This is a genomic window from Azotobacter chroococcum (genome assembly GCF_004339665.1).
In the GTDB taxonomy this organism is placed as follows: Bacteria; Pseudomonadota; Gammaproteobacteria; order Pseudomonadales; family Pseudomonadaceae; genus Azotobacter; species Azotobacter chroococcum.
Map to the genome: position 1 here is coordinate 44738 of NZ_SMMU01000001.1, position 18519 is coordinate 63256.

Annotated in this window: 9 protein-coding genes; all 9 read right to left on the reverse strand. The window is 66.3% G+C overall.

What is annotated here, in order from left to right; genetic code table 11:
- Positions 1-64: 64 nt before the first annotated feature.
- The 9 genes from EV691_RS00205 to EV691_RS00250 all read right to left on the reverse strand — a co-directional run bounded on the left by EV691_RS00205 (position 65) and on the right by EV691_RS00250 (position 18029).
- A complete protein-coding gene (locus EV691_RS00205) occupies positions 65-1420 on the reverse strand; it encodes a glycosyltransferase family 4 protein (protein ID WP_131298085.1) in 1356 nt (451 codons plus the stop codon).
- 71 nt (positions 1421-1491) lie between these two features.
- On the reverse strand, positions 1492-2724 hold the full coding sequence (locus EV691_RS00210; protein ID WP_131298083.1) for a hypothetical protein: 1233 nt from the start codon (positions 2722-2724) through the stop codon (positions 1492-1494).
- A gap of 172 nt (positions 2725-2896) precedes the next feature.
- Complete coding sequence (locus tag EV691_RS00220; protein WP_131298078.1) at positions 2897-3910, reverse strand: outer membrane lipoprotein-sorting protein; 1014 nt, start codon at positions 3908-3910, stop codon at positions 2897-2899.
- A gap of 41 nt (positions 3911-3951) precedes the next feature.
- The gene (locus EV691_RS00225; RefSeq protein ID WP_089168322.1) at positions 3952-5202 is read right to left on the reverse strand and encodes an ABC transporter permease; all 1251 of its coding nucleotides are present in this window, start codon (positions 5200-5202) and stop codon (positions 3952-3954) included.
- A complete protein-coding gene (locus EV691_RS00230) occupies positions 5199-5951 on the reverse strand; it encodes an ABC transporter ATP-binding protein (protein WP_039803748.1) in 753 nt (250 codons plus the stop codon). Before EV691_RS00230 ends, EV691_RS00225 begins: the two co-directional genes overlap by 4 nt.
- 106 nt (positions 5952-6057) lie before the next feature.
- Positions 6058-7968, reverse strand: coding sequence for a 4'-phosphopantetheinyl transferase superfamily protein (locus EV691_RS00235; protein ID WP_131298077.1), 1911 nt, complete (start codon positions 7966-7968; stop codon positions 6058-6060).
- Positions 7965-9194, reverse strand: a complete 1230-nt coding sequence (locus tag EV691_RS00240) for a 3-oxoacyl-[acyl-carrier-protein] synthase III C-terminal domain-containing protein (protein WP_131298075.1) — start codon at positions 9192-9194, stop codon at positions 7965-7967. Before EV691_RS00240 ends, EV691_RS00235 begins: the two co-directional genes overlap by 4 nt.
- Positions 9191-10411: a type III polyketide synthase gene (locus EV691_RS00245; protein WP_131298073.1), complete on the reverse strand. Its 1221-nt coding sequence runs from the start codon at positions 10409-10411 to the stop codon at positions 9191-9193. Before EV691_RS00245 ends, EV691_RS00240 begins: the two co-directional genes overlap by 4 nt.
- A gap of 88 nt (positions 10412-10499) precedes the next feature.
- On the reverse strand, positions 10500-18029 hold the full coding sequence (locus EV691_RS00250) for a type I polyketide synthase (protein ID WP_131298071.1): 7530 nt from the start codon (positions 18027-18029) through the stop codon (positions 10500-10502).
- Between the last annotated feature and the right edge of the window lie 490 nt (positions 18030-18519).

Consider the following 18519-nt stretch of genomic DNA (forward strand, 5'->3'; position numbering starts at 1 on the left):
TGTATGGATCGAGCACCGGGCATCGCCGCCCGGACCGTCAAACACGCGGGGGCGCCCGCGCGCGTCATGCCACCTGGGTAATGGCGCCATCCGGCAACGGCCGCCCCCTCCGGTCGGTAATGCCCAGGTGTTGCAGCACACGGTCGGTCATGCGATCGGCCGTGAAGCGCTCCGCCAGCGGGCGGGCATTCCCTGCCAGCTCGCGGTGGAGTGTCGCGTTCGTCAGCAGCCTCTCCAGCTGCCGGGCCAGGTCGCCGCTGTCCCAGGCGGCGAAGGTCAAGCCCCCGGCCCGCTCGCCGTCACGCATCACTTCGGTGACGCCGCCGTAGTCGGGCACCAGCACCGGCGTGCCATGGCTCATCGCCTCGGCCACCACCAGGCCGAAGGCCTCCCGATTCACCGAGGGATAGACCACGCAGTGGCTGTGGGCGAACAGCGTGTCGCGGATCTCCCGGGGGACCGCCCCGGCCTGGTGTATCGGCAGACCGAGATGGTCGGCGAGATCGGCGATGACCTTCTTGCAGGATTCGCCCTTGGCGGTGGCGCCGCAGACCACCAGTTGCAGCGGGACACCGCGCGCCTTCAGCAGCCGGGCGGCATAGAGCAGCAGGTCGATGCCCTTCTCGGCCTCCTGGCGGCCGAAGTAGGTGACGATGGGGATGTCCTCCCGCAGCCTGGGGAAGAGCTTCCTGAGCCCCGCCCGCAGCGGCTGGGCCGACGGGGCGGGCAGTTCGATGCCGTTGTAGAGCACGCACATGCGCTCCCGGGAAACCTTCAGCTCGACGGCGATCCGCTCGAGGTAGTCGTGGCTGACCAGCAGGGCCGGCCAGCGCGAGCCGGCGACGGCCTCGTTGAGGCGGCTGCGGTAGGTCTCGAACAGGCCGCTCCGCCGGGCATAGTCGGCGAACTGCTCGTCGCCCTGGAAGGTCAGCACGTAGTCGAAATCGAGTCCGCCCTGGCGCTTGGCGGCCAGGGCGAGCATGCCGAGGGAGGCGAAGCTCATCATCAGATGGCTGACCCCGTCCCGGGCGATGAAGCGGCGCAGGCGGCGGACCAGGCCGGCATCGGAGTCCGGCGCCGCATGCAGCGAACAGATGAGGTGGGTGAGCATGCGGTCGACGAAGCCGTTGAGGCTCTGGGTGACGCGCACCCGCAGCTTCAGCGGGAGCAGGAAGGCGGCTGAACCGACCACCTGGTCCATGAACGCCGAGGGCCGCCGGAACTGGTAGCGCGTGCCGTGGCAGAGCAGCCGGTGTTCGATCCCCGGATCGGCCAGTTCGGGATTCCACTCCATCATCCAGTAGACCAGCACCTTGTAACCGCGTCGGTGCAGGATATTGGCGAGAGTCAGGTCACGAATCGTGGAGCCCAGGTAGGACCCACTGCCAATGGTGACGAACGCAAAAGTCGGCTTGCTCATGCGGCCTCCAGTCCATGGGAGGATGGCAACGGACGAGATCGCGACCGTTGCCTCCCCTGCTCGGTGAACGCTCAGAACGTGTAGCTAACTCCGGTAAACACCGAGTAGCGCAACAGCGTCCCGAACTCGTCGTCGTCGCCCCCGGTGAAGATGTTGCCCGTGAAATAGGCCTGGACGTGGTTGGTCAGGTCGTATTCGAGAATACCGGTGAAACGCTGGGACTCGTCGTCCAGGTTTCTCAGGTAACGGATGTTGTATTCCAGATCCGGGATCGAGGTGTTGTCGGTGACCTGGACCATCGCGTAGCTCTGCCGGTGGAGAACGTTCCGGCCTTCGAACTGGCCGGTCAGGACGCACCCGATCATGGGCTCGTCGTCGCAGCCGTTGTTGTCGCGCAGGTACTCGACGTTGACGGTCGGACCGATCTCGAGGGTATAGGAGGCGCCGAACTGGTAGCCGGTCTTGCCCTCGTGCTTGACGTTGCCCTCGGTATAGAGAAGCAGCGCATCCGAGGCGTTCCAGCCGGCGAAGAAGCCGGTCTGGTGCTGGTCGCTCTCCCGGTAGGAGTGGATGATCGAGGCGTAGCCGGAGGAGCCGGTGTAATCGAGCTTCACCGCGTAGATCTTCTCGAACTCCTCGTCCGAGAGTCGGCCGGTGCCCACCGAGGGCTGGCCCGTCATGTAGCCTTCGACGTCGTCCGAACGTCCCGGACCGTAGTTGTAGATCGTCGAGAGCGTCCAGTTTTCGTTGGGAATCCAGATCGCCCGGTAGTAGTCCAGGCCGGGAACCTCGACGCGCGGGTTGTTGCGCCCGTTGTCGCGGGTGAAGGGGTTGGACAGCGAGAGGATCACCGACGGACCCCACTGCAGATTCTCCCGCCCGTAGGAGAGGGTCAGCTCGTCGAAGGGCCGGTAGCGCACCCAGCCTTCGGTGAGGAACAGCTCCGAGCTGTCCTGGTCGTCGCCATCGCGCGGGCCGTCCTCCCATTTCTCCCAGATCGCCTCGGCGCGCGGCTTGAGGGCGAACTCCCAGTTGCGGAAGTTCAGGTTCAGGTCCGCCCGCGGGTTGAGCACCCACTGGTAGCGCGGTATCTCGGCGGCGTTGTCGGGGTTGAGGGTTGAGTCCTCGGTTTCCTGGACCAGGGTGTAGGCCATGAGGTTGACGCGCGAATAGAAGCCGCTTGCCAGCTCATCGGCCAGGCTCATCCGCTCCTCGCCCAGCTCGGGAAGCTCGGCCGCGCCCACCACACCTGCCTGGATTGCCATGCCCGCCAGAGGCAATACCAGTCCCAAACGATGCGCCATCCTTGCCATCTCTTCCATCCCTGTAATATCCGAAGTTGTCCATACTGCGTTGACTACCCTGAACGGGTTGTTGAGCCCAAAAGGGTAAGTATGGAGCGCTCCGTATTGCAGAGGCAATGCCGAGCCGGCCATCCGTGGCGTCTCTCTCATGCCGGAGCGCTCCATACCAGGCTCACTTCATGAACAAATTGATATTAAAGATGAAGTCCGGCAGCGGCGCGAGTTTTGGCTTGGTCATGCTCAGGGTGGTGACATCGCCGCTCATCAGCTCCTCGTAGATGGCGATCTCGGAGATGAAGGGGCGCGCCTCACCATTGATCGTCACCGTGCTGCCGTACTGCATGTTGGCCGATTTGAAGCGCTTGCCCGACAGCGTGTAGTAGTCCGCCTTCACTCCCACCATGCGCTTCTTGTCCACCCAGTAGACGATCCGGTCGTAGGTGGTCTTCGAATTGCGCGCCTTGAGGTCGAAGACGTAGCACTCCACCCCATCCACGGTTTCGTCGGGCAGCCGCGTCGCATCGTAGTCCTCGGCGTAGTTGGTCGAGGCGACGTCGCCGTAGGAGGCCTGACCCATCAGCTTCTGGCGCAGCGAGATGGGGATCGGCTTGCTCAGGCCCGGCTTGTGGAACCACATGTTGTTGTCGAGCATGAGCAGCTTCTGCCCCTTGGACTTCGGCGGCGCGATGTTGAGCCCCGAGATGTTGAAGCCGCGCGCCTTGATGTCGTAGAGCATGCTGTCGGTGCGGCCCCTCTCGTTGGCTTCGATCGCCACGTTCCAGGCGATGCCCTGCAGGTTGCCGCGCGACTCGTCGGCCCGCTTGAGGATCTGGTAGGGATCCTCGGCGGAGCTGGCGAGCGGGGTCGGCGTGGAGGCCTTGGCCACCTGCGGAATCGCCTTGGCCTCGGGCTCGGGGCGTGCCGGCACGCTCGTCTGGGAAGACTGACTGGCGGGCGGGCTGGCGGCCTGGGAGGCCGCCGGGGCCTTCGACTCCACCGGCGCCGGCAGGGAAGTGGCTGCCCGCTCGGCGGGCTTGTCGTCATCGTCGCTGCCGAACAGCCGGCTGAAGAAGCCCCGGCCATCCTCCCCGGCAGTCTTCGCAGAGGGTGCAGTGTTCTCCGCGACGGCCAGGGTGCTGATCAGCAGTGCCAGACCGAATGCGGAAATGCGGGAAAGTCCTTTCATCTCTCAAAATCTCCGTCGGTTCGAAAACCTGTCCCAGCGGCTCATACATGTCCCAGAGCGCCGACGATTTCCATCCGCGCCGCCTTGCGTGCCGGAAGGCTCGCCGCCAGCAGGGACAGCACCAGCAAAGCCAGCATGCTCCAGAGCATTTCCTGGGGCACCAGGTAGACCTCCAGCGGAATGCGCCGGGTAATCTGCGGCGGAATCCAGGTCGGCTCCAGGGTGGCGATGCTCGACCACACGGCGAGGGTGAGCAGCACCCCGACCAGCGAGCCGAACAGGCCGAGCAGCATGCTTTCCAGCGCGAACAGCCCGACGATGCCGCGACGCTTCACGCCCAGGGCGCGCAGCGTGCCGATCTCCCGGGTGCGCTCCATGATCGCCATGCCCACGGTGTTGACCACACTCATCACCACGATGGTGAAGACGATCAGGAAGGCGAACAGGAAGATCACGTCGAACATGTTCTTGACCTTGGTGTAGAAGGTCGACAGCTCGTTCCAGGTCTTGATCTCGATATCCAGGCCGCGGGCGACCAGCTCGCTCTGCAGGGTCGCGCGCATCGACTCGGTGAGCAGGCCGTCATTGAGCAGGACGTTGATCCGGTCGACGCTGGTGGTGTCGTAGAGGTTCTGGGCGAACTCCAGGCTGACCAGCATCAGCTTGTCCTCCAGCGCCTCGACCGGCGAGTTGAAGGTCTGCAGCATCTGGCCATCGAGGGCGTTGATCTGCCCGTTCACGGTCGGCGCCATCACCACCACGGTATCGCCCTGCTTGAACCTGAGCTGGTCGGCCAGCCCCTGGCTCATGCCCAGGCCGTTGGGGGTTTCGTCGCTCATGGGCTCGCCGTCGAACAGCTGCATGTTGCCGACCTTGGTCCGCGAGCGGCTGCGGATGACATCGACCTTCGACGACACCCGCCCACTGGCGAGGAAGATGGTCGACACCTCGCCGTTGCTGACCAGGCCGGAAATGTTCAGCTCGGGGGTTGAGATGCGGATCTCCGGATGGGCCTGCAGCACCTCGTCGATCACCCGCACATCCTCCTCGTTGAGCAGGTAGCGCGTCGGGTCGAGCTTGCCCTCGTTGAGGAAGCCCTTCTTGAAGATCGACATGTGGCCGTTGCCCTGGATGTGGATGTAGGAGTCCTCCAGGCTGGTGAAGATGTAGGCGGTGAAGCCGCCCAGGGCGTTGACCGCGGCGAAGCCGAGGCCGATCGCCATCACGGTGAACAGCGAGCGGCGGCCGTTGCGGAACAGGTTCCGCGTGGCGAGCTTGAACCAGGTGATCATGGACGTCCCCCTGCGATGCGGGTCTGTACGGCCGGGCGCGTCGGATGGCTGTCACTGCCGATCTCGCCGTCCTGCATCAGGACGCGGCGCTTGACGCTCTCCAGCAGGCGCTGGTCGTGGGTGGAAAAGACGAAGGCGGTGCCGTGGCTGGCGTTGATGTTCAACATCAGCTCGATGATCCGCCGGGCGTTGCCCGAGTCGAGGTTGGCGGTGGGCTCGTCGGCGATCACCAGGGCCGGGTCGGTGACCAGCGCCCGGGCGATGGCGACCCGCTGCTGCTGGCCGCCGGAGAGCTTGGCCGGGCGGTGGGCGACGTGCTTCTCGAGGCCCACCTCAGTCAGCCGCTCGAGCGCCCGCTCCCGGGCCACCGTGGACGAGGCGCCGGCGATCTGCAGCGGCAGCATGACGTTCTCCAGCGCCGAGAGCACCGGCACCAGGTTGAAGTTCTGGAAGACGAAGCCGATGGTCCGGTTGCGTAGCTCGCTGCGGGCGTTATCCGACAGATCGTTGACCTCCTGGCCATTGATCAGCACAGTGCCCGAGGTGGGCGAGTCGAGCATCCCGATGAGGTTGCACAGGGTCGACTTGCCGGACCCGGACGGCCCCCAGATCGCGACGAACTCGCGCGCCTGGATGGTGATGTCGATGCCCTTGAGGGCGATCACCGGATTTTCGCCAATCTGGTAGTGCCTGGTGACTCGGCGCAGCTCGACGAGCGGGGCCGTTCCGATAGAGGTGATGGTATTCATGGTCGGGTTTCCTGATGCGTCCAATGCCTTGAAATCCCCTGCACTCCGCGAAACCGGGGCGTGACCGGGCTGCGGCGTATGCCGCAGGACCCGGATACTTCGCCGGTTATCGGCCGGATGCGCCCGCTGTCTCGGTAGCTGCGTAGGCGATGACGAAATTCCCTTCACGCACGCTGTGCACGTTGATCAGCCGATCACTGTCGCGCACCTGGATGATGAAGTTCCCGGCGCCGTCGATGGCGATCGCCTCGAAGCGTTGCGGGGCGCCGTTCACACCGGTGCCCAGCAGCTTGCCGGCGGCCTCCTTGGCGGACCACAGACGAGTGATCCATTCGTCCCGCACTTCGCCCTCGGTCGCCAGCTCGTCCAGCAGCTCGCGCTCGCCGGCCTTGCTGAAGCTTTCCAGGAAGCCGGCCGCGTGCGGACGGATCTGCTCGATGTCGATGCCCAGCGGTTGCTCGCCGGCGAGCGCCACCGCCTGGTCCTCGCAATGCGCGATGCTGATCCTCGGCAGCCGCGCATGGCCTTCCAGTGCCGCCACCAGCGGCTGGCCGGCCGCATCGCTGTCGATGACGAAGGCCGCCGGGTGCAGCATCTCCGGCTGCTCGCTGCGGGCGGCGAGCCAGGCGCGCACCGCATCCTTCGCCGCCACCCGGCCGAGCTGCCACTGCTGCTGGCGCGGCGGAACGCCGGCCTTGGCGACGAAGTCCGCCATCTCGTCCAGATGCAGGTAGTGACGCGCCAGCAGCAGCGGGTCGAATCCCTGGGTATCGGCCTTGCTGATCAGGCAGCACTGCACGCCCTTGGCCAGCGACGGCAGCGCGAGAGAACGACTCAGCAGATGCCGGGTCGGCTGGCGGCGGAAATCGAGCACCTGGGCCGGATGGCGGAACTTGATGCTCCCCCACTCCCGCACGCGCAGCCAGACCCCGCCGGAACCGTCCTGGATCTCCACGTTGGCGTACATGGTCATGGTTTCGTCGCGGACGATCTCGATGCGGATCGGCACCCGGGTGCCGGCCGGCGGCGTCGAGCGGTACAGCTCGAGCTTGCCGAAGCCGATCGGCAGCACGTAGCGGTCATGCTGCATCGCCCATACGCCGATGAACTGACCGATCCCGTCGAACAGGGCCGGATCGATCAGCAGCTGGGGCTGGCTGATCGAGCGGAACAGCTCGGTCGGCGGCCGGGTCACCAGGTCCGTCACCGCGCCCTCGTCGGCGATGATGATTTCGCCGGTCAGGCAGTGGAAGCACGGCCCGTGGAACATGTGGCGTTCCCGGTAGATGTCCTCGCCGGTCAGGGGCAGGCGGTAGGGGTTGCTGAAGCTGCCGAAGGCCAGGTCGAGATCGACCCGGTAGGCCGTGGAGAACAGCACGGTCGCGGTGGTCGAGGGCATGTCCTGCCCCTCGAGCTGCAGGGCCACGGCGATGCGCCAGACCTGGCCGTCGGCATCGACCTCCTTCACCCGGGCGCTGATGTTCAGCAGCTCGCTGTCGCAGTCGGACACCTCGATCCAGCGGGTGGCCTTGACGTCCTCGAAGCCGATCAGCCCCAGGCCGGGCGCCAGACAGGCCGCCGCCTCGGCCATCACTTCCAGGCTCATGGTCAGCGGCAGCACCGGCATGCAGGCGGAAACCGGCTTGACCCCGGGGGCATGGACGAAGGCGTGATCGGCGAGGTACAGGTCCTCGTCCAGGTGCAGCCGGCGCTGGATCAGCAGCGACTCGCCGGGAGCGTAGGCCAGCACCTGGCCGACGAAGGGCAGGCTGCCCTCCTCCAGCGGCTTGGCGGCAGGCCCGGACTCGGCCTGGGGCGCACGCGCGGCCGGCCGGACCGCTTCCCGGGCGCGCGTCGATTCGGCTTCGAATTCCACCTCGGCGACGACCGCCACGGCCTCCTCGACAGGCTCCTCGCTGCGCAGTTCCTCGGCGGACTCCACCTCGTAGACGCGGGCGATCAGGGGCATTTCGCTGTTGGTATCGAGTACCAGATGGGAAAGGCTTGCGCTGCTCATATCTTCTCCAGAACCAGTCCGGTGATGGTCAGGCCCGGCCCGAAGCCGAGGCATACGATACGAGTGCCGACAGTGGTCTCCTCCAGATGCTGCATGAGAATGTGCGGGATCGTGGAGGAAGACATGTTGCCGTGCTCGAAGAAAACGCCCTTGCTGATCGCCACCTGATCCTCGGAGAGGCCAAGCTCCTCCTGGACGTGCTCGACGATCTTCGGCCCGCCCGGATGGACGGCGAAGCTCAGGGCGTCCTTGTCCCGCTCGAAGTCAATGCCGGCGCGCTGCAGCAGGTCCACCACGAAGGCCCGCACATGCCGCTTGATGATCACCGGCACCAGCGGCGAGAGGCTCATGACGTACTGGTACGGGCCGGGCACCCCGATCATGGTGTCGGTCGAGTCCGGCAACAGGTGCTCGCTCATCGCCAGGATGCGCAGGCCGCGCAATCCCTGCCGGCGCAGCTCCTCCTCGGACAGCACCGAGTACTTGATCAGCCCGTCGGAGAACAGGGTCGCCGAGATGATGTTGTCCGCCCGCCATTCGGTGATGTTGTGGTGCGCGGACATCAGCTCGGTGTGCACGATGTCCACCCGGTGCTTGATCGGCGTGACACCACAGCGCGACGAGACGAGCATGCCATGGGCCATCTTGATCGCCGGGAAGGCGCCGTAGCAGCCCATGGTGTAGCTGTGGGTCACCGTGGTCTCGAACCATTTGCGCCTCGACACCACGTGCTCGACCGGACTCGGCGACAGATAGCCGGTGCAGGTCACGTGGATCAGATCGTCGGGCGCCGGAGCGTCGGCCGCATACATCCGCTCGACTCCTTCCTCGACGACCCTGGCGAAACTTTCGTGACGCACCTTGAGGTCCGCGCCGCGCGGATCCTTCTTGATGTCGAACAGCCGCAGGTGCGCCTCTTCGGGCTCGGGATCGGCGACATCGAAGGTGCCCTCGCCGAAACGGATGTCGGTCAGCTTCGGAAAGTAGACCAGCTGCCGCTGCTTGATCTGCGCAGGCGACACGGCGTACTTGTCGAACTTCTCCTTGACCGTCTTGTAGACGTCGAGAAAGCTCTCCTCGTCGGTGATGCCGTGGTTCAGGCAGTGGGCCTTGGCGAATGCATAGGCCGTCAGTTCGAGCGTGATGCGCTGGGGAATCGGCTTGGCCATCTGCACCGGCGTGAAGCCGGTCAGGACCGCACCGTTCGGATTGACCATGTCGTTCATATCTTCTCCAACACCATTCCGGTGACAGTCAGTCCTGGACCGAAACCCAGGCACACGACACGCGTGCCGATATCCACCTCCTCGAGGACCTGCTTGAGGATGTGGGGAACCGTGGCGGAGGACATGTTGCCGTTCTCCTGGAACACGTTCTTGCTGATCGCCACCTGCTCGTCGGCGAGCCCCAGATCCTCCTGGATGTGCTCGACGATCTTCGGTCCGCCCGGATGGATGGCGAAGACCAGCTCGCGCTTCTCGTGCTCGAATTCGATGCCGGCGCGCTCGAGCAGCTTCACCACGAAGTCGCGGACATGGCGCTTGATGACCACCGGCACCATGGGCGTGAGGGTCATCAGGAACTGGTGCGATCCCGGAATCCAGGTCATGTCGTCGGCGGAGTCGGGCAGCAGGTGCTCGTTCATCGCCAGAATCCTGAGGCCATGCCCGCCCTGGCGGTGCAATTCGTTCTCGGACAGCACCGAGTACTTGATCAGCCCGTCGGCGAACAGAGTCATGGTGATGATGTTTTCCGCCCGCGCATCGACGATGTTGTTATGCGCCGAGAGCAGTTCGGTGTGCACGATGTCCACCCGGTCCTTGATCGGGGTGAGGCCGAAGTGCGACGAGGAAAGCATGCCGTGGGCCATCTTGATCGCCGGGAAGGCGCCGTAGCAGCCCATGTGGTAGCTATGGGTCAACGTGGTCTCGAACCAGCCGCGATTGGCCGCCATCCGCTCGACCGGACTCGGCGACAGATAGCCCGAGCAGGTCACGTGGATCAGGTCGTCGGGCGCTTCGGCGACGTCCTTGAACATCAGCTCCAGCCCCTGATCGACGACCTTGGCGTAGCTTTCGTGGCGCACCTTGAGGTCCGCACCGCGCGGGTCATCGATCATATCGAACAGCCGCAGGTAAGGATGCTCGGGCGGCGCGATCTCGACGTGGCCGTTGGCGAAACGGATGTCGGAAACCTTCGGGAAGAAGATCAGCTGGCGCCGCTTGATCTGCGCGGACGACAGGGCGTACTTGTCGAACTTCTCCTTGACCGTCTGGTAGACCTGGGCGAAGCCCGCCTCGTCGCCCTCGGCGATGCCGTTCTTGAGGCAGTAGGCGCGGGCGAAGGCGTAGGCCGACAGCTCCAGGGTCAGCGCCTGGGGAATGGGCTTGGCCAGTTGTACGGGGGTGAACCCGGTAAGAACTGCGTTGTGGGGACTGCTCATGGTATTTCCTCCTTGACTGAGCGGGTGCCTCTACAGCGATCCCGCGCGCGAACGCGCGGGAATAACTTCTACCGCGGGCCGTTCCTACCTAGGACTGGCGCCCCGAATCACGCCTCTTGCGTGGTTGCATCTGCTCGACGATCTGCTCGAGACTCGCCGTGATCACCAGTTCCGTCTCACCGGTGTTGCCCCGCCGGATCTGCTCCAGGCAGTGACGGGTGCCGATAGCCAACGGGATCGGATGAATGTTGCGTTCGGCGTAGAACTTGAGCATCTGGTCCCCGACCATTCCGGACTTCCAGGGACCCCAGTCGATGGCCAGCGCGTGCACGCCGGGCCAGACATGGCCGAGGCTGTCGGCCAGCTTGTTGAGCACTTCGTTGGCCGCGCTGTAGTCGCTCTGCCCCGCATTGCCGAAACGGCCGGCGATGGAGGAGAAGAACAGCACGAACTTCAGGCCGTCCGGACGCAGCCGGCTGGCCAGCACCCGGGCACCGGCGACCTTGGTGTCGTACACCGCGGCGAAGGACTCCAGGGTCTTGTCGCGGATCAGCTTGTCGTCGATGACCCCGGCACCGTGCAGCACGCCGTCGAGGCGCCCCCACTTCGCATAGATCCCGTCGATCAGTTGGCCGAAGGCCTCGCCGTCGCGCACGTCCACGGCGTGATACTCGACCTTCGCGCCAGTCGCCTCGAGACGCGCCAGGTTGTCGCGGATCTCGCGATCCTTGAGCAGGCGCTTGAAGACCCGGTCCACCTCGGCCGGCTTCACCTTCGCATCCCCCTCGCCGCGCAGCTTGCCGATCAGCACCTGCTTGAGCTTCGCCGGGTCGGCGATGCCGCGGGTGTCCTCGGCTTCCTCCTCCGGCAGCGGACTGCGTCCCGCCAGCACCAGCTGCGGGCGGTACTCCCGGCCCAGGGCGGTGGCGATCTCCGCGGTGATGCCGCCGGCACCGCCGGTGATCAGCACCACGGCACCCTCTTCGAGGACCGGCGGGACGGCCGCACGGCCAGCCGCCTGCAGGCTCAGCTCCAGCTGGCAGCGCCCTTCGGCGCCGTAGCCGACTTCCAGCACCGGCGTCTGCGCGGCCCATTCGCCCAGTACCCGCTCGACCATCTCCCCGACCTTGAGGGCCGGCGACAGGTCGATGCACTTGACGTGAGCCTCGTCACCCCACTCCCGCGCCACCGACTTGGCGACGCCCAGGGTACCGGCAGACTCGATGGGCAGCTCGCGCGAGCGCTCGAGGCCGAAGCGGCCATCCAGCGCGGTGACGCTGAGCAGCCAGCCGGCACCGTCACGCGTGGCGGCCTTGAGGTCCTGGTCGAAGACCTTGCACAGCAGGAACAGGACCTTGGCCGGGGCGATGACGTCGCCTTCCCCGGCCGGCACGCCGAGCAGGCTGACGAGGGTTCCGATCCGCTCCTCGCCGAGCAGACCGCGCAGCGCCTGCACCGACTCCAGCGAGGTAGGATCGAACTCGAAGCGCCCATCACCCAGTACGCGATTTTCCTTGCCCGGAACGATCTGCCTCACTGCATGCCCGGCTTGGCCGAGGGCGGCCCGGAAGGCCGCAGCCAGTTCCGAGTCGGCTCCCACCAGCAGGACCGGCAGAGCGGCTGCGGGCTGCGGACCGGCGACCGCGCCCAGGGGCGCGGCGACGGGCTTGACGGTGTAGCAATGCACTACTTGTTCCGGCGCAACGTCTGTTGCGGACTCCGCCGTCTCAGCCGGCAATGCCGACGGCGGAGTCAGTGCTTTTTTTGAGGCTTGGGCCCCTTCCCCGGCAGCCGGGGAACCATGCAGCTTGTCGTACCAGGTAACGATCTCGTTGAGGGTCTTCAGGCCGGTGAGCTCCTCGAACATCGTCTCCTCGTCGCGGCCCGCCATCAGGTTGTGGCGATCCTTGAGCTGGCTCAGGACCTCGATGCGCTTGATCGAGTCGATGCCCAGGTCGGCTTCCATGTGGGCATCCAGGTCGAGCATGTCCTCCGGATAGCCGGTGCGCTCGGAAACCGCCAGCAGCAGGTCGGCCTTGAACGCCTCGGTGGAGGCCACGCCGGCGGGAGCGGCGGACTTGGCGGCTGGAGCAGCCGGAGCGGCTGCGGCGACCGCCAGCTTCGGCGCCTCGGTACGCACCTCGCTGCGCTGGACCGAGCCCTCGATGGTGGCGACCTGTGGCTCGCGGCCGACCGGCAGAGCGGCGGCGTGCAGCGACAGCACCTGGGCCGGCAGTACCGGCGCCGGTGCCGGCGCCAGCCCGGCCTGGGAGACTACCTGCAGGCTGGGACGCGGCTCGCCGACGCTTGCCAGGTCAGCCCCTGCGAGGCTGCTCTGGAAATCGAGGAACCGGCGCAGCGTGTCCTGCTGGTCGCGTTGCAGCGCGATGAACTGCGCGATGACTTCCTGAACGTGTGCGACGTTTAACAGCGATGGGGCCTCCATCTCTGCCGGGAGATCCCCCGTACGCAGCGTGTTGTCGTTTGCCATGCTGAACCTCCGTTGTGGCGCGTGGCGGTTGACGTTGACCGGAATGACTGCCGGTCGGGCGAAAGAGACATGGGCGACGGTCGAAGTGCTCGCGACCGGCTGTGCCTGGGGCCTAGGCGCTGCCGCCGGCAGCGGGCTGGGCGCGCTGGCCGGACTCGTCGGCGCGGCGGCGTCCGGCGCCTGGGTGATCGCCGGACGGGCCTTGGCCGGCGCATTCCAGGGTACCGCGTGGGCACCGTCGACACGCCAGATCATCGGACCGGGCACGGCCCTGGCCTTGGCGCGGGCGAACACCTCCGCCACCGCCAGCGCCGCGTAGCCACGCCCCGTGAACCAGCGGCCCAGTTCCAGCGGCAGGCCGATGACGAACAGCTGGCCGAACACGTGGGCGAGCTGCACCCAGCCGCCACGTCCGGGCGCCTCGATGCCCAGCGCGGTGTGCGGGCGATCGGCGAGGATGCGGTCGACCAGCCCGGTCAGCACCAGCCCAGGGCCGGCTTCGACGAAGATCCGCGCGCCGGCGTCGTACAGCTGGTCGATCTCCTTGACGAAGTGCACCGGCTCGGTCATGTGCTCGACCAGCAGGGCGCGCATGGCCTCGGGCTCTTCCGGATAGGCGGCGCCGGTGGTGTTGCTGAACACCGGCACCTGAGCCGGCTTGAACTCGACCTTCGCCAGCTCGGCCGCCAGCCCTTCGCGCGCACTGGCCATCGCTGGCGAGTGGAAGGCGGCGCTGACCGGCAGCACCTTGACCCGCAGCGTCTCGTTGCCCAGCACCCTGGCCGCCGCCTCGATGGCCTCCATCGAACCGGCGACGATGGTCTGGTCGGCGGCATTCAGGTTGGCCAGGGTGACATTCAGGCCGTGCTGCTCGATCAGCGCGCGGACGCGGGCCTCGTCGGCGTCGATCGCCGCCATGGCCCCCGGATTGCGCCGGCCGGCCTCGCCGGCGAGCCGGCCGCGGACCTCCGACAGGCGGATGAAGTCGTCCAGGCCGATCACCCCGGCGGCATGCAGGGCGACGTACTCGCCATAGCTGTGCCCGGCGACGAAGTCCGGCTTGAGCCCGTAGTCACCCAGCACCCTGAGCGCGGCGCTGTCGATCACTCCCAGCGCCGGCTGGGCGACCTGGGTCGCATTCAGCGCGGTCTGCTGGCGGGCGCGCTCCTCGTCGCTGAACACCGGCACCGGATAGATGTAGCGCGACAGGGGCTGCTCCAGACGGTCGGCGAGCAGCACGTCGGCGCGCTCGAACAGGCCATGCAGCTCGGGCAGGGAGGTCGTCAGGTCGGCCAGCATGTTGACGCGCTGCGAGCCCTGGCCGGGGAACACGAAGCAGACGCCGCCGGTGGTTTCCGGCCCCTCGCGGAAGAACACGCCCTGCGGATACTTCACTTCGCTCTCGCGGCCCTGCAGTGCCTTCAGGCCCAGCTCCAGCTTGGCCTTGAGGTCCGTGCCGGAGCTGGCGACCAGCGCCAGCCGGCAGTCGCCGGCGCGGGCCGCGCCCTGCTCCAGATGCAGTGCATAGGCGAGCTGGGCGACATCGATCTGCTCGGGATGCTCCAGCGCATCGAGCAGGCGCTGCACCTGTTCGCGCACCTGCGCGCGGTCCTGTCCGCGGAAGGTGAAGAGCTCGGCATCGCGCGGGTGCAGATCGACGACATCGCTGTCGCGGTAGGCGCCGGTGTACTCCTCCAGCACCACGTGGAAGTTGGTGCCGCCGAAACCGAAGGCGCTGACCCCGGCGCGCCGCGGATGGTCCGTGGCGTTCAGCCAGGGACGGGTTTCGGTGTTGACGAAGAACGGCGAACGGCTGAAGTCGATCTTCGAGTTCGGCGTTTCGACGCCGATGGTCGGCGGCAGCACGCGCTGCTTGAGCGCCAGCGCGGTCTTCATCATCGCCGCCAGGCCGGCGGAGACCTTGGTGTGGCCGATCATCGACTTGACCGAGCCCACGGCGCAGGACTGCCTGGCCATGTCGGTCTTGCCGAAGGCGAGGTTGAGCGATTCGATCTCCGACTTGTCGCCCAGCGCAGTGCCGGTGCCGTGGGCCTCGATCAGGCCGATGCTGGTCGGATCGACCGCGGCATCCTCGTAGGCGCGCTGCAGGGCGGTGACCTGACCCTGCGGATGGGGCGCGGTAAGGCTGCGGTTGCGGCCGTCGCTGGAGGCGCCGATGCCCTTGATCACCGCGTAGATGCGGTCGCCGTCGCGCTCGGCGTCGCCCAGCCGCTTGAGCACCAGGGCCACCACGCCCTCGCCCAGGGCGATGCCGTCGGCGCTGTCGTCGAACGGACGGCTGCGCCCGCGCGGCGACAGGGCGTGGGTCTGGGCGAAGCAGAGGAAGCCGATCGGGTTGTTGGTGGCATCCACTGAGCCGACCACGGCGACGTCGGCGTCATGGCTGCGCAGCTGGCGGATGCCCACATCGAGGGCCGCCAGCGACGAGGCGCAGGCCGCGTCGACGATGTAGTTGGTACCGCGCAGGTCGAAACGGTTGGCGATCCGCCCGGCGATGACGTTCTCCAGAATGCCGGGGAAGGAATCCTCGGTCCACTTGGGCAGGTCCTGCTCGTAGAGCGCTTCCATCAGTTGCTTGGCGGCGGTTTCCGGCAACCCCTCGATCCGCGGCAGGTAATGGCTGAGCAGGCTGCGGAAGATGTAGTCGCAGCCCAGCTCGTTCATCCCGCCGGCGGCGAAGATGGTCGCGGTGCGGTCCTTGGCGAACGAGCGGCGGTCGAAACCGGCGTCGGCCAGGGCCTGGCGCACCACGTCGAGGGCCAGCAGTTGCACCGGCTCGATCGATTTCAGGCTGGCCGGCGGGATGCCGTACAGGGACGGATCGAACTGGATGTCGTCCATGAAGCCGCCCCACTTCGAATACACCTTGTCGGGCGTGCCGCGCTTGGGATCGAAGAAGTCCTCGGGGCGCCAGCGCTCCTCGCTCACCTCGCGGATCGCATTGACCCGGTGGAGGATGTTCTGCCAGTAGGTGCGCAGGTCGTTGGCGCCGGGCAGCAGGCCGGCCATGCCGACGATGGCGATGTCGCTTTCCGCCGCCACGCGCTTGGCCGCGCGCTTGCGCGGCAGACGCTGGTCGAGCTGGGCCAGCACCCCGCCGCAGCCTACCGATACCGCGCTGTGCAGTTCCGCAATGCTCAGCGCCTTGGAACGCAGGCGGGCGACTTCGCCGAGCATGTACATGCCCTCGCGGCGCTGGTCCTCGGGGGGAATCTGCACGTAGCGGGAGGCTGCCGAACGGTCGGGGTTCTGGCTGATGCCCTTGGAGGCCATGCGCAGGCGGCCGATGTTGAACAGCTCCAGCACCTTGAGGACCTTCTCCGGGGTCTCCAGGGCGAGCAGCATGTCGCGCCGGGTGCGGTTGAACTCGTCGCAGAAGGGTGTCACCGCGCAGCGGGTGTACATGCCCTTGCCGGATTGCAGCAGGGTGGTTTCCTTGCAGGCGATGGCCTGGGACTGGAACTCCGGCAGGATCGCGCCGCTGTTGACGATCTCGTGGGTGAACAGGTAGGCGGTGCCCATGATCACGCCGATCTTCATGCCGCGCTCGACCAGCGGCGCCGCCAGGGCGGAAACCATCGCCGCCGACAGTTCGTCGTGGATGCCGCCGGCGAACAGGACCTGGACCGACTCGGGATCATTGATCTCGACCGAGCTCAGGGTCTCGATGGCCGACTCCCAGAGGATGAAGCTGCTCAGCGGGCCGGTATGGCCGCCGCACTCGCCGCCCTCGAAGATGAACTTGCGCGCGCCGTCCTTGATGAAGCCCTTGAGCAGCCCTGGCGACGGCACGTGCAGGTAGGTGCTGATGCCGATGGCCTCCAGCTCGCGGGCTTGGCCGGGACGGCCGCCGGCGATCAGCGCGAAGCGCGGCTTGATCTGGCGAACCACCTCGAGCTGGGCCTGGCGCAGCTCCAGCGGCATGAATCCCAGGATTCCGACCCCCCAGGGCTGGTCGCCGAGCAGTTCCTTGGTCTTGGCCAGCAGGGTCTGCACCTGATCCTGGCGCATCACCGACAGGGCGATGAACGGCAGGCCGCCGCCATCGGCCACCGCCTTGGCGAAACCGTCGACGTCGCTGACCCGGGTCATCGGGCCCTGGACGATCGGATAGCGGGTGCCGTGCAGCTGCGCCAGCGGGGAGTCCGGACCCAGCGCCTGCTGCGCGCGGGCACTGCGCAGGGCCTGCTCGGTGCCGGTCGCGAGCGCGGCGAGAATGCGCCCGACGGTGCCATGGCGACGCGCCAGGGCGACGGCCAGGGCGATGTCCTCGCCCATCGGCACCAGCGGGGCATCCGCCTGGGCGAGGGACTGGAGCAGCAGTGCCTCCCAGGGCTCGTCCTTGATCACCGCCTGCTCGAGTTCGTCGAGCCGTTCGCGGGCACCGCGGCCAAAGAGACGGAACGAGCGCTGTTCGGGGCCGATCAGCAGGGTTTCGCTGCCATCCAGCGCAGCCCAGGCGCGGGCCTGCGGGGTGCCGATGAAGGGGCTTTCGTCGGCCAGCCAGAGCTGCTCGCAGAGCACCACGCCGGACGCGCCGGCGAGCACCGCGGCGGCCGCGGTGTGGGTACCCATGCCGCCCTGCACCCAGTAGGGGATGTTGACCCGGCCGTGCAGTTCCTGGAGGAGGATGAAGCTCGAATGGCGACTGACCCAGCCACCGGACTCGTGTCCCTTGAGGATCAGTCCGTCGCAGCCGGAGGCTTCCGCGGCCAGCGCCGAGGGCAGGTCCCAGACTTCGACGAAGATCTTGCGGGCCAGGCGCTTGATCTTCTTCTTCAGCGCGGCCAGCTCCTTGGGCTGCATGCCGGTGAACACCAGGTCATCCGGCTTGAAACCGGCGAGCACCAGGATCGGCACGCGCTGCGGGATGAATTCGGCCAGTTGCTCGAGGCCGCGCTCGGCGGAGCCGAGGGTATCCCAGCGGATCCCCCACTGGGCGTTCGGCCCGGCGCTGGCGGCCAGGCCCTCGATGGCTGTCCGGGTGGCTTCCGGATCGTTGTGACAGCCCAGGTCGAGGATTCCGATTTCCCCGGCACGACAGGCAGCAATCGCAATCTTGGAGTCGAGATATCCAGCGGGAGTTATTGCAATATGACTAGCCATTTGATCATCCTGCTCTCAAAAAGATGCACCTTTCGGCGCAAGCTTTTGTTCCTTGTTCGAGCGCTTCACACGCAGTGCTCGCGTTCGGCTGGCATGGCCCCCGACTACCCTGGAAAGCGGGAAATGCCATTCAATTGACATCACCCGAAGGCCAACCGAGTTCTCGATGGAGAGGCGGCATTCGCGTCTCGCCCCTGCAAGCAAAGTAGCCTCTGGCCATCAGGCATGTAGTAGCAACATGCTTGGTTTTCACATTACTGGCAAAACAAAGCGTACTCTGAATTCCCGGTAATTCATTCCGAACAAAACAGGAAAGTGAATCCCGAATCCAAATCGAATTTGCACAAATCAGCAAAGGCACTTTGATATCATCACGCCGCAGACACCACCATATGAAACACGCACATTTTTGCATGGCATAAAAAAACGAAAGCAAAACGGGAATGTCGAAAAATTACGCCAAGACCGGCACGAGCAAAAACTGCATGGC

Bases quoted from the DNA above. Each gene is read 5' to 3' on its own strand.
- EV691_RS00245 (WP_131298073.1), bottom strand. From the start codon at position 10,411: ATGAGCAGTCCCCACAACGCAGTTCTTACCGGGTTCACCCCCGTACAA.
- EV691_RS00250 (WP_131298071.1), bottom strand. From the start codon at position 18,029: ATGGCTAGTCATATTGCAATAACTCCCGCTGGATATCTCGACTCCAAG.
- EV691_RS00205 (WP_131298085.1), bottom strand. From the start codon at position 1,420: ATGAGCAAGCCGACTTTTGCGTTCGTCACCATTGGCAGTGGGTCCTAC.
- EV691_RS00235 (WP_131298077.1), bottom strand. From the start codon at position 7,968: ATGAGCAGCGCAAGCCTTTCCCATCTGGTACTCGATACCAACAGCGAA.
- EV691_RS00225 (WP_089168322.1), bottom strand. From the start codon at position 5,202: ATGATCACCTGGTTCAAGCTCGCCACGCGGAACCTGTTCCGCAACGGC.
- EV691_RS00220 (WP_131298078.1), bottom strand. From the start codon at position 3,910: ATGAAAGGACTTTCCCGCATTTCCGCATTCGGTCTGGCACTGCTGATC.
- EV691_RS00230 (WP_039803748.1), bottom strand. From the start codon at position 5,951: ATGAATACCATCACCTCTATCGGAACGGCCCCGCTCGTCGAGCTGCGC.
- EV691_RS00210 (WP_131298083.1), bottom strand. From the start codon at position 2,724: ATGGCGCATCGTTTGGGACTGGTATTGCCTCTGGCGGGCATGGCAATC.
- EV691_RS00240 (WP_131298075.1), bottom strand. From the start codon at position 9,194: ATGAACGACATGGTCAATCCGAACGGTGCGGTCCTGACCGGCTTCACG.